General features: G+C 68.6%; 11 protein-coding genes. 10 read left to right on the top strand and 1 reads right to left on the bottom strand.

Going from position 1 to position 11,950, the window contains the following annotated elements:
* The 5 genes from AB7F11_RS18640 to AB7F11_RS18620 form a co-directional block, all read left to right on the top strand.
* Nucleotides 1-500: ABC transporter substrate-binding protein (locus AB7F11_RS18640; protein WP_428300802.1), on the top strand; the 500-nt coding region annotated here is incomplete at its 5' end.
* Nucleotides 501-518: 18 nt separating this feature from the next.
* On the top strand, nt 519-1,412 hold the full coding sequence (locus AB7F11_RS18635) for a branched-chain amino acid ABC transporter permease (RefSeq protein WP_428288718.1): 894 nt from the start codon (nt 519-521) through the stop codon (nt 1,410-1,412).
* Nucleotides 1,405-2,442: a branched-chain amino acid ABC transporter permease gene (locus AB7F11_RS18630; protein ID WP_428288717.1), complete on the top strand. Its 1,038-nt coding sequence runs from the start codon at nt 1,405-1,407 to the stop codon at nt 2,440-2,442. The genes AB7F11_RS18635 and AB7F11_RS18630 overlap by 8 nt, the downstream gene beginning before the upstream one ends.
* 29 nt (nt 2,443-2,471) lie before the next feature.
* A complete protein-coding gene (locus AB7F11_RS18625; protein WP_428288716.1) occupies nt 2,472-3,188 on the top strand; it encodes an ABC transporter ATP-binding protein in 717 nt (238 codons plus the stop codon).
* Nucleotides 3,185-3,895 (top strand): ABC transporter ATP-binding protein, encoded by a 711-nt coding sequence (locus tag AB7F11_RS18620; protein ID WP_305726120.1) that lies wholly within the window; start codon nt 3,185-3,187, stop codon nt 3,893-3,895. Before AB7F11_RS18625 ends, AB7F11_RS18620 begins: the two co-directional genes overlap by 4 nt.
* A gap of 64 nt (nt 3,896-3,959) precedes the next feature.
* Here the strand turns inward: AB7F11_RS18620 and AB7F11_RS18615 are convergent, their stop codons facing one another.
* Nucleotides 3,960-4,883 carry a LysR family transcriptional regulator gene (locus AB7F11_RS18615; protein ID WP_428288715.1) on the bottom strand — a complete coding sequence of 308 codons (924 nt, stop codon included), beginning with the start codon at nt 4,881-4,883 and terminating at the stop codon, nt 3,960-3,962.
* 148 nt (nt 4,884-5,031) lie between these two features.
* Between AB7F11_RS18615 and AB7F11_RS18610 the strand changes: the two genes are divergently transcribed.
* From AB7F11_RS18610 to AB7F11_RS18590, 5 genes are read left to right on the top strand one after another with little or no spacing between them, the layout of a single operon-like run.
* Nucleotides 5,032-6,006, top strand: coding sequence for a Bug family tripartite tricarboxylate transporter substrate binding protein (locus tag AB7F11_RS18610; RefSeq protein WP_428288714.1), 975 nt, complete (start codon nt 5,032-5,034; stop codon nt 6,004-6,006).
* Nucleotides 6,007-6,038: 32 nt separating this feature from the next.
* Nucleotides 6,039-9,008: a xanthine dehydrogenase family protein molybdopterin-binding subunit gene (locus AB7F11_RS18605; RefSeq protein ID WP_428299962.1), complete on the top strand. Its 2,970-nt coding sequence runs from the start codon at nt 6,039-6,041 to the stop codon at nt 9,006-9,008.
* Nucleotides 9,005-9,835, top strand: coding sequence for an FAD binding domain-containing protein (locus tag AB7F11_RS18600; RefSeq protein WP_428288712.1), 831 nt, complete (start codon nt 9,005-9,007; stop codon nt 9,833-9,835). The genes AB7F11_RS18605 and AB7F11_RS18600 overlap by 4 nt, the downstream gene beginning before the upstream one ends.
* The gene (locus tag AB7F11_RS18595) at nt 9,832-10,353 is read left to right on the top strand and encodes a (2Fe-2S)-binding protein (RefSeq protein ID WP_428288711.1); all 522 of its coding nucleotides are present in this window, start codon (nt 9,832-9,834) and stop codon (nt 10,351-10,353) included. The genes AB7F11_RS18600 and AB7F11_RS18595 overlap by 4 nt, the downstream gene beginning before the upstream one ends.
* A 3-nt stretch (nt 10,354-10,356) precedes the next feature.
* A complete protein-coding gene (locus AB7F11_RS18590) occupies nt 10,357-11,934 on the top strand; it encodes an AMP-binding protein (RefSeq protein WP_428288710.1) in 1,578 nt (525 codons plus the stop codon).
* Nucleotides 11,935-11,950: the final 16 nt, after the last annotated feature.

The raw sequence follows: 11,950 nt of genomic DNA, 5'->3' as shown, positions 1-11,950 counted from the left end.
CCTCGGTGGCCGGCAACGACACGGTCCGCCTGTTCACGCAGCTGGCGGAGTTCGGCCTCAACCGCAGCGTGCAGGTGGTCGGCGCTTCGGGAACGGTGACGTCGCAGAACATGCCCGCCATCGGCAAGGCGGCGGACGGCTTCGTCACCGGCGTCGGCTATGCGACCGGGATCGACACGCCCGAGAACAAGAAGTTCGTCGCCGACTTCCAGGCCGCCAACAACGCGGCGCCCGACCTGTACGGAGCCGACAGCTATGGCGTGCTCTTCTTCTACAAGGCCGCCGTGGAGAAGGCGAAGAGCACCGACACCGACAAAGTGCGCGAAGCGATGCGCGGCCTCCAGTGGAGCACTCCGCAGGGGCTCAAGACGATGCGCGCGGGCGATCACCAGGCCATGCAGGAGATGTACGCCATGCGGGTCAACAACGGAAAGTTCGAGATCGTCGGGCGCGTCAAGGCGGACGCCGCCATCGGTCCGGACACCTGTACCCGTTTCTGAACGAAAGAGCAGACGTCCATGAGCGCTACCCTGGAATGGCTTCAGTTCGTGCTGGCGCCGCAGATGATCAACGGCCTGTCCATCGGGGTGGCCGTGGTGCTGATGGCGCTGGGCCTGACGATCATCTTCGGCTTGCTGGACGTGATCAACATGGCGCACGGCGAGTTTTACGCCATCGGCGCCTACCTGGCCGTGGTGCTGCTCGGCCTGGGCCTGTCATTCTGGGCGGCACTGGTCCTGGCGCCGCTGATCATGGCGGTGCTGGGCTATCTAACCGAACGTGGCCTGGTGCAGCGGGTCTTCCACAGCCGGGATCGGCATACGCTCACGCTGCTGCTGACCTTCGGCGTGGCGGTGGTGCTGGAAGACCTGCTCAAGATCGTTTTCGGCGCCAACCCCGTGCGCGTGGAGTCGCCGATCACGGGCGCGACGGAAATGGTGGGGCTGTTCTTCCCGAACTACCGCCTCTTCGTCATGCTGTTCGGCGGGGCCCTGATCGCGGCGGTGTGGTTGCTGGTGTTTCGCACTTCGCTGGGCGCCGTGGTGCGCGCCGCCGCCTTCGACCGCCATATGAGTGCATCGCTGGGCGTGCCGGTGGCGCGCGTGTATGCCGGCACATTTGCCTTCGGCGCGGCGCTGGCGGCTATGGCCGGCGTGCTGCTGGCGCCGATCTATTCGGTGTTCCCGACCATGGGCCGCGACTTCGTGCTGATCGCGTTCAGCGTCGTGATCATCGGCGGCATGGGCTCGATCAAGGGCGCGGTGCTGGCGGGCCTGTTGCTGACGCAGGTGCAGTCGCTCTCGAGCCTGTTCATCTCGCCGGTCTGGAGCGACCCCCTGCTGTTCGGGATCATGGTGCTGGTGCTGATGTGGCGGCCACAAGGCCTGTTCGGGAGGCTCGGTCATGCATGACACGGTACTCCCCATCCTCCCCGCGCCGGTGAGCTCCGGGCGCCGCCGCTGGAGTGCCACGCGATGGCTGGCGACGGCCTTCTTCGGCGGCGCGCTGGTGTTCGCCGCCGTCGCTTTCCTGAAGGGCGACGTCTTCTTCCTCCGGCTGGCGACGGAGGCGCTGATCTTCGGCGGCCTGGCGCTCTCCGTCGACCTGCTGCTCGGACGTACCGGGTTGCTGCCGCTCGGGCAGGCGCTGTTCTTCGGACTGGGCGCCTATGTCTCGGCACTGGTGCTCAAGGAGTGGAGCGCTTCCTTCTGGGTCGCGCTGGGAGTCACCCTCGTCGCCAGCGCGGCGGTCGGACTGGTCGGAGGCGTCATCGCCATCCGCGCCAAGGGCGTGTATTTCGCCCTCATCAGCTTCGGACTGGCGCAGGTGGTTTCCAAGGTGGTCTACAACACACGCGAGCTGGGCGCCTCCGACGGCATCATCGGCGTTCCCGGGGCGGTCATCCTTCCCGGCCTCACCTCGGCCTCGCCGGCGGGTTTCTTCCTCGTGGTCCTGGCATACATCGGTGCGGTGTACCTCGGGGTGCGCTACCTGATGGACACGCCATTTGGGCGGCTGCTCGATGCGATCCGTGCCAACGAGCATCGGGTGGCCTTCCTCGGCTTCGACCCGTGGCGCTACAAGCTGACGGCTTTCGTGCTGGCTGCCGGCATCGCCGGCGGCAGCGGCGCGCTGTACCCGATGCTGCGCGGCTTCGTGTCGCCGGAGCTGATGTTCTTCCAAGTGTCCGGCAACGCGGTCATCAACGTGATCGTCGGTGGCACGGGAAGCCTGATCGGGCCCTTGTACGGCACCGCGCTGCTGACGGGCCTGCGTTCGGTGGTCGGCTCGTTCACGACCCACCATCACATCGTGATCGGCGTGCTGTTTGTCACCGTCGTGATCCTGATGCCGCGCGGTCTGGTCGGCTACGGGGCGCCCGCCCTGCAGCGGTGGCTGGACGCGCGGCGCGGATCCAGGCAGGGGAGGGCCGCCCAGTGAGCGCCGTTCTTTCGGTCAATGGTCTGAGCGTGCAGTTCGGCGCGCTGCGGGCGGTGCACGATTTGAGCTTCGAGGCCCTGGCCGGACAGATCACCGCGGTGATCGGACCCAATGGGGCTGGCAAGAGCAGCTTGTTCAACCTGATCAGCGGCGCGATTCGTCCCAGCGCGGGCACGGTGCACTTCGACGGGCGCGAGGTGACGGGCCTGCCGCCGCAGCGGATGCTGGCCGCCGGCCTGTCGCGTTCGTTCCAGATCACCAACCTGTTCTTCGAGCTGCCGGTGCGCGAAAACCTGCGCCTGGCCGCTCAATATCTCGAGCAAGGCCAGGGCCTCCTGCGTTCCCTCTCGCGCAGCGCGCGGGCGGCGCAGCGGGTGGAGGAGCTGCTGGCGCAATTTGAACTGACCCGCAATGCGGACGAGGTCGCTGGCTTCCTTTCGCACGGCGAACAGCGGCGGCTGGAGATCGCGGTGGCGCTGGCATCGCGGCCGCGCATGCTGCTGCTGGATGAGCCCACGCAGGGCATGAGCCATGCCGACACGCGCGACACCGAAGTGCTCATTCGCCGCCTTGTACGCCAAGACGGTCTTTCGATCCTGCTGGTGGAACACGACGTCGACCTGGTCATGGACCTGTCCGATCACGTGGTCGTGATGCACCAGGGCCAGAAGCTGGCCGAGGGAGCGCCGGCGGCCGTGCGGGCCAATGCGGCGGTTCAGACCGCCTATTTCGGAGAGGCGCACTGATGCTGGAACTGAAGGACGTTCACACGCACTATGGCCTGAGCCACGTGCTGCAGGGCATCGACCTGCACGTCGGCAAGGGCGAGGTAGTGGGGCTTTTCGGGCGCAACGGCGTGGGCAAGACCACTGTGATCAAGACCATCGCCGGGTGGGTACCGCCGTCGCAGGGCGAGGTGCTGTTCGAGGGCGAGAGCTTGCGTGGCGTGGCCCCAGATCGGATCTGCCGGCGCGGGATCGGGCTGGTGCCGGAGGACCGACGCATCTTTCCCGGCCTCACTGTCGAGGAGAACCTGCGCCTCGGTCAGATGCAGTGTCCGGCACGCAGCAGGGCCGCGTCGAGCGCGAAGCTCGACGAGATCTACCAGCGCTTTCCGCGGCTGGCCGAACGGCGGCGCCAGATGGGGACCACGCTATCGGGCGGCGAGCAACAGATGCTGGCGATCGCGCGCGTGCTGGCCGGTGCGCCGCGGCTGCTCCTGATCGACGAGCCCACTGAGGGCCTGGCGCCGATGATCGTGGAGGAGCTGTTCCTGCTGATCGGGCAGCTCGCCCGCGAGGGGATTCCCATCGTTCTCGTCGAGCAGAACGTGCGCCGGGCGATACGGCTCACCACGCGCTACTACCTGATCGAGCGCGGTCGGGTGGTGGCCCAGGGCGATTCCTCGAACGACGCCGGGCGCGCGGCGCTGCTGAGCCGAATCAGCGTATGAGGCGGTCCTGCTGGAATGGGTGGTGGCACAAGCAAGCCGCGACGGCGCACCAGCGGCGAGGGATTCACGCCCGTCCGTCACCGCCCTGGGGCGGCACAGACCCCAGGCCCACCAGATGGCGTCGCAAGACGGAGAGGAAAGCGGCGGCAGCAGGATTGAGCGGCCTTCGCGGATCGGTGACGGCCACGATCTGCCGCCTCAATCGAGGGGAAACAAAGCGATGCCCCTTCAATTCCGAGCGTTCGAGTTGGCCTCTTACGGCGACATGGGGCAGGAGTGTGCAGAAATCGCTCTCGCGCACCAGCTTCAAGATCGCGCTGATGGAATCTATTTCGAGGCTCGGGCTTAGATTCACATCCTCCGCTTCGGCGAAGCTCTCGATGACGCCCCGCAGACCATGCCGGCGCGTGGGAAACACCAGCTTCATGGCCGCCAGTCCACTGAACCTCATGGATGGGGGCACGTCTGCGTGGGCCGGCCCCGTCACCAGGAGTAGGTCCTCCTCGGCAATGGTTTCGCTCTTGAGGGTCAGGGCCCTTCGCGGCTTGTTGATGACCGCCACATCGAGCTGGCCAAGCGCCACCGCATCGATGAGGTCGCCGCTGAAGCCATCCGTCATCGACAGATCGACCTTTGGATGTGCCGGGGAAAACTCCAGGAGCGCGTCGACCAGCACGCCTTGCGCGATGGACGCGATCATCCCGAAGCGCACCTCCCCGCTCAGCTCGCCTGTGGCTTCGACGACCTGTTCGCGCGCCCGTTGGAAACCGGTCACCACCGGCAGGAACAGACGGTACAGGCGGCGCCCTTCGGGGGTCGGCTGCATGCCTTGGGAAGTGCGCACGAAGAGACGCTGCCCCACCTCCGCCTCGAGCTTGGCCATCTGCATGCTGAGTGCCGACTGGACGATATGCAGGCGGCGTGCCGCCCGCGTCACCGAACCGTCCTCGTAAAGACTGATGAAGTACTGGATCTGCCGGAATTCCATGATCGCCTAGGCTATCACTTTATCTGAATTGAAGCATCATAAAACGTTAATTGACCTGATATCACCGCACTCCTAGACTGGCCCTCCACAGAGCAGTCCCGCCCCGCGCCCGCCCGCCCGAGAACACTCAATCAACGGAGACAATTTCATGTTCCCCACCCCCCGCAAAGCGCTGCAAGTGCTCGCAGTCCTCGCCGCCTGCGTCATCGGCGCCGCCCAGGCGCAGGAGTACCCGACCAAGCCGGTGCGCATCGTCGTGCCCTATCCGGCCGGCGGCTTCAATGACACCCTGGGCCGGCTCGCGGCCAAGCACCTGGGCGACTACTGGAAGAAGCCGGTGATCGTCGACAACAAGCCGGGCGCGGGCACCATGATCGGCACCAGGGAAGTGGCCGGCGCGGCGCCCGATGGCCACACCATCCTGGTCGTGCAGTTCCCGTACGCCGCCAACCCCTGGCTGTACAAGAACATCGCGTACGACACGCAGAAGGCCTTCGCGCCGGTGATGCTGGCGGGGCGCTCGCCCATGCTGCTGGTGACCCACGCGCAGAGTCCGTACCGCACCGCCGCGGAATTCCTTGCCGCGGCCCGCGCCAAGCCGAATGTGTTGACCTATGGCTCCTCGGGTGCCGGTTCCTCGAACCACCTGGCGATGGCGTTGTTCGAAAACGCCACGGGCACGCAGATGCGCCAGATCCCCTACAAGGGGAGCACCCCCATGCTGACGGACCTGGCCGGTGGCCAGTTTGATGTGGCCCTGGACCTGCTGCCTCACGCGATGCCCTTCATGCAGATGAACCGCGTGCGTCCGCTCGTCATCGCGGCGCCGAAGCGCTCGCCTCTGCTGCCCGACGTGCCCACGGCCGCAGAAGCCGGAATCCCCGGTTACGAGGTTTCGTCCTGGCATGGCTTCGTGGTGCCGTCCGGCACGCCGCAGTCCGTCGTTGACAAGCTCAACAGCGACCTCAATCGAATGCTGCACGAGGACGAGGTGAAGAAGGCCTTCGCCGCACAGGGTGTCGCGCCCGACGGCGGCACGCCGGCGAAATTCCGCAGCTTCATCGATGGCCAGATGGCCCTGTGGAAGAAGGTCGTGAACGACCGCAACATCACGGTGGACTGAGTCGCCGGGCACCGGTCCGATCCGCTTCCCTCATGCTTGAAACACACACCGCTTCCCCCCACCTGGGCCGCCGCGCGCAGCGTGTCGAAGACCGCCCGCTGCTGACCGGCCGCGGCCGTTTCGGTGACGACGCGCCCGTGCGCGCCGGCACGCTGCACGCCGCGGTGCTGCGCTCGCCGCATGCCCACGCCCGGCTTCTGGCCGTTCGTGCCGACAAGGTCATGGCACTGCCCGGCGTGCGCGCCGTCCTGACCGCCGCGGACGTGCAACGCTGGTCCAAGCCCTTCATCGTTGGCGTGAAGGCGCCGATGGAACTGTGGGCCCTGGCAGTGGACAAGGTGCGCTACGTGGGCGAGCCGGTCGCCGTGGTGGTCGCCGAGAGCCGCTACCTCGCAGAGGATGCGCTGGAACTGCTGGAGGCCGACTACGAATCCCTGCCGCCGGTCGTGAACATCCGCGCCGCGATCGCGGAAGGCGCGCCGGTGCTGCACGAGAAGGTCGGCAGCAATGTGGTGAGCGACCGCAGCTTCCGCTACGGCGACCCAGAACAGGCCTTTGCCCTCGCTCCGCACCGCGTTGCGCTCACGGTCGAATACCCGCGCAACTCTTGCACGCCGATCGAATGCGCGGTGGTGGTGGCGGAGTTCCTCTCCGATCAGGAAGGTTATGACGTGCAGTCCAACTTCATGGGGCCGTTCTCGCTGCACACCGTGATGGCGATGGCGCTCAAGGTGCAGGGCAACAAGCTGCGCCACCGCACGTTCCCGGATTCCGGCGGCAGCTTCGGGGTCAAGCAGGCCGTGCTCAACCCGGCCGTGCTGATGTGCCTGGCGGCGCGAAAGGCCGGCGCACCTGTCAAGTGGGTGGAAGACCGGCTCGAGCACCTGACCGCCGCCACCTCGGCCACCGGCCGCCTGTGCCATGCGGCTGCAGCGGTGGAAGCCGACGGCCGCATCACCGCCTTGTCGCTGGACCAGTTAGACGACTGCGGCGGCTACCTGCGCGCGCCAGAACCCGCCACCTTCTACCGCATGCACGGCTGCCTGACTGGCGCCTATGCCATCCCCAACCTCAGCGTGCGCAACCGGGTGGTGCTGACCAGCAAGACGCCCACCGGCCTGGTGCGCGGCTTCGGAGGGCCACAGGTGTACTTCGCGCTGGAGCGCCTGGTGCAGCGCATCGCGGTCGAACTCAACCTCGACCCGCTGGACGTCTATCGCCGCAACTTCATTCCCCGCGACGCGTTTCCCTACCGGGCCGCCGCCGGCGCCCTGATCGACTCTGGGGACTACCAGCGCGCCCTGGAGCTGGCGCTGCGCGATGGCCGCCTGGACGAGCTGCGCCAGCGACAGGCGGCCGCGCGCAGCGAGGGCCGGCTGTACGGCATCGGCTTCGCAGCCATCGTGGAGCCCTCCGTCTCCAACATGGGCTACATCACGACTGTGCTGCCCCGCGAGCAGCGCGCCAAAGCAGGTCCGAAGAACGGCGCCATCGCCGCCGCCACCGTGAGCATCGACCCGCTGGGCGGCCTGACGGTGGTCATCGCCTCCGCGCCGGCCGGCCAAGGCCACCGCACCGTGTGCGCCCAGCTGGCGGCCGACGTGTTCGGCGTCGATCCGGACGAGGTGTCGGTGAACACCGAGTTTGACACCGCCAAGGACGCCTGGTCGGTAGCAGCCGGCAACTATTCCAGCCGCTTCGCCGGAGCCGTGGCCGGCACTCTGCATCTGGCTTGCCAGCGCCTGCGCGACAAGCTCGCGCGAATCGCCGCCGCTCAGTTTGGATGCGAGCCCGATCAGGTTGTGTTCTCAGGCGGCAAAGTCTATCCCAAGGACGCGCCCGAGCGCGGCCAGCCTTTCGGCCGGCTGGCTGCCAGCCCGCACTGGGCGCCCGGCCTGCTGCCCGAGGGCGAGCCCGTGGGCTTGCGCGAGACGGCCTTCTGGTCACCGCCGCAGCTGACGGCCCCGGACGAGGACGACCGCGTCAATACGTCGGCGGCCTACGGCTTCGCATTCGACATCTGCGCCGTCGAGGTGGATCGCGCCACCGGCCGCGTCCGCATCGACCGCTACGTCACCACACACGACGCCGGCACCCTCCTGAACCCGGCCCTGGCCGACGGCCAGATCCGCGGCGCATTCGCCCAGGGACTCGGCGCGGCGCTGATGGAGGAGTTCCGATATGGCAGCGACGGCAGCTTCCAGTCCGGCACCTTCGCCGATTACCTGGTGCCCACCACCTGCGAGGTGCCCGACCCGATCATCGTGCACCTGGAGACTCCCAGCCCGTTCACGCCGCTGGGCGCCAAGGGACTGGGCGAGGGCAACAACATGAGCACGCCGCCCTGCATCGCCAACGCGGTGGCCGACGCGCTCGGCGTGGCCGACATCACGCTGCCGCTGACGCCCTCGCGCGTGATGGACCTGCTGGGCATGGACGATCCGCCACCCTCGCGTGGCGCCGCGCTGGTCAGGCCCGCGGGCGGCAAGGCCGGCAAGGCCCTGGCGGCGCAAGGCGAGATCCTGCTGCCGGCCGAACCCGAGGCGGTGTTCGCCGTGCTGCTGGACCCGGCGGCCCTGGCCAGGGTCATCCCCGGCTGCCACGCACTGCATCAGACCGGCCCCAACCGTTACCGCGCGGACGTGACGGTGGGCGTGGGCATGATCAAGGCGCGCTATGCCGCCGAGATCGCGCTGAGCGACCTGGAGCCGCCGCACCGCCTGCGGCTGGCGGGCTCTGGCCTGTCCAGCATGGGCGCGGCCAGGGGCAACGGCCTGGTCACGCTCGAGCCCAGGGATGGCGGCACGCTGCTGCGCTACGACTACGAGGCCGAGGTCTCGGGCAAGGTGGCGGCCGTGGGTGGCCGCATGCTGGAGGGCGCGGCCAAAATCGTGCTGCGGCAGCTGTTCGAACAACTCGGCCGGCAGGCGGGCGGCAAAGGCGCCACGCCTTCGGGTTCATGGTGGCAGCGCTTGCTGGCCCGCCTGGGAGTGGCGCGATGAAGCCGGCGGCCTTCGACTACGTGCGTGCGGAAACCGCCGACGAGGCCGTGCAGCAGCTCAAGGCGCTCGGGCCCGAGGCGCGGATCCTGGCCGGCGGCCAGTCGCTGATGGCCGTGCTCAACATGCGGCTGGCGCAGCCCAGCGTGCTGATCGACATCTCGCGCACCGACGAACTGGACTTCGTGCGCAGCGAAGGCAGCATGCTGGCCGTGGGCGCGGCAGCCACGCAAGCGAGCGTGGAATGGCGCCCGAGCCTGGCGCGGGAAGTGCCGCTGCTGGCGCAGGCCTTCCCCTTCATCTCGCATTTCCAGGTTCGCAACCGCGGCACCGTGTGCGGCTCTGTGGCCCACGCCGACCCGAGCGCCGAGATCCCGCTGGTACTGCTGGCGCTGGGCGGCGAGGTGGTGCTGCGCAACGCCAGGAAGCGCCGCACCCTGCCCGCGAGCGAGTTCTTCCAGGGCATGCTGATGACGGCGCGCGCGCCCGACGAACTGGTGGAGCAGGTGCGCTTCCCCCTGGCTCAGCCGGGCCAGCGCAGCGCCTTCACGGAGTTCTCGGCCCGCCACGGCGACTTCGCCATCGTTTCAGCCGCCGCCGTGAGCGACGCACGCGGCCTTTGCCTCGCCATCGGCGGGGTGGCGGACCGGCCGCGCCTGGCGCAGTGGCCGGCCGGCCTGCGCGGCGTCGAGCTGGCCGCCGCCCTCAACGACTTCGCCTGGGAGCTCGAAGCCCAGGACGACGCGCATGCCAGCGCCACCTTCCGCCGCCACCTCGTGCGCCAGCTCGGCGCGCAGGTGATCGCCCAAGTCACGGAGACCTCCCGATGAAGCAGTGCAGCCGCGACCACCAGCACACCGTGCGCCTGACGCTCAACGGCGCCGCCCGCAGCGCAGCCTGCGAGCCGCGCATGCTGCTGTCGGACTTCCTGCGCGAAGGCCTGGGCGCGACCGGCACGCACGTGGGCTGCGAGCACGGCGTGTGCGGTGCCTGCACCGTGCAGATCGACGGCGTGGCCGGCCGCTCCTGCCTGACGCTGGCGCTGCAGGTCGACGGCCGCCGCGTCGACACGGTCGAAGGACTGTGCGATGGGGACGGGCCGATGTCCGACCTGCAGGAGGCCTTCAAGCGCCACCACGCCCTGCAGTGCGGCTTCTGCACCGCGGGCATCCTCATGAGCTGCGACGACTACCTGAAGCGTGTCCCGGACCCCAGCGAAGCGCAGGTGCGCGACATGCTGTCGGGCCATCTTTGCCGCTGCACCGGCTACACGCCCATCGTGGCGGCGGTGCTCGAAACCGCGTCGCTGCGCCGCCAGGCCGCGACCGTCCCCCACATCGGAGACTGATCCATGCTTGACCTCGGTACGACCTTCCTGCAAAGCGTCGAACGCAGCCCTCACGCGCTCGCCCTGGTGGACAGCGGCGTGCACCTCACCTATGCACAGTGGCACGAGCAGATCGGCCGCACGGTGGCCGGCCTGGAGCGCCTGGGACTGGGCCGGGGCGACCGGCTGCTGTCGGTGCTGCAGAACCGCCACCAGGCGGCGACCCTGCACTGGGCCTGCCAGTTCCTGGGCGTGGTGATCGTGCCGCTGAACTGGCGCGCCAAGGCCGACGAAATCGACTATTGCCTGGCCGACGCCGAGGCCAAGGCCGTGTTTTTTGACGCCTCCAGCGAGGAGGCCACCCGTGCCAGCGGCGCCGCGCGTGAGCTGCTGCGCATCGGCGTCGGCCCGCTCGAAGGCAGCGATGCCACCTGCGATTGGGAGGCCCTGCTGGCCGGCCCGGCGTCGCCCCTGCAGACCGCAGCCGATGCCGAGGACCTGTCGCTGATGCTCTACACCTCGGGCACCACCGGCAAACCCAAGGGTGTGCCGCGCCGTCACCGCCAGGAGCGCGCCGCGGCGCTGGCGCACGTGGCGCAGAACCTCTACCGCCGCGGTGAACGCACGCTGGGCGTGATGCCCCTGTACCACACGATGGGCGTGCGCTCCCTGCTCGCCATGGCCCTGGTCGACGGCGTGTTCGTATGCATGCCCCGCTTCGACACGCAGGAGGCGCTGGTGCTGATCGAGGCCGAGCGCCTGACCTGCCTGTACCTGGTGCCCACGCTCTATCACGACCTGCTGACGCAGCGCGAGCGCGCCGGACACGGCAGCGGCCCCGGGCCCGACATCGCCTCGGTGAAGAAACTGGGCTTTGCCGGCGCCCCCATGCACGACGCGCTGCTCAAACGCCTGCAGGCGGCCTTCGAGCCCGAGCTCTTCGTGAACCACTACGGCTCCTCGGAGGTGTACACCTTCTCCGTCGACCAGCAGGCGCCGGACAAGCCCGGCAGCGCCGGCCGCGCCGGCATCAACACCCGGCTGCGTGTGGTGCGCCTGGACGCGTCCGACGTCGACGACCGCGTGGGCCCGGGGGTGGAGGGCCAGATCATTGCCGACCTGCGCGGCGACGAAGCCTTCGAGGGCTACTGGAAACGCAAGGACGCCAATGCCAAGTCCCTGCGCGGCGGCTGGTACTTCACCGGCGACACCGGCTACCTCGACGAGGACGGCGACCTGTTCGTGACGGGCCGGGTGGACGACATGATCATCAGCGGCGGCGAGAACATCTCGCCGGTCGACATCGAGTCCGTCATCTCGCTGTGCCCTGGCGTCGGCGAAGTGGCCGTGGCCGGTCTGTCGGACGAGCGCTGGGGACAGCGGGTCGTGGCCTTCGTCACCACCCGCGACGGCAGCGCGGCGCTGGATGCGCAGGCGCTGGACGCGCACTGCCGCAGCTCCGACCTGCCCAACTTCAAGCGGCCGCGCGAGTACGTGTTCGTCGCCGAGATCCCCAAATCCCCCGTCGGCAAGGTGCTGCGCCGCAAGCTCGTTGCTGGCGAGTACACGCCCCTGCAGGCCGACGAAAACCGTTCCGCCTGATCCCACTTCACCACCG

The sequence above is a fragment of the Hydrogenophaga sp. genome, assembly GCF_050250835.1.
In the GTDB taxonomy this organism is placed as follows: Bacteria; Pseudomonadota; Gammaproteobacteria; order Burkholderiales; family Burkholderiaceae_C; genus Hydrogenophaga.
This window is presented reverse-complemented; position numbering and strand designations above follow the sequence as displayed.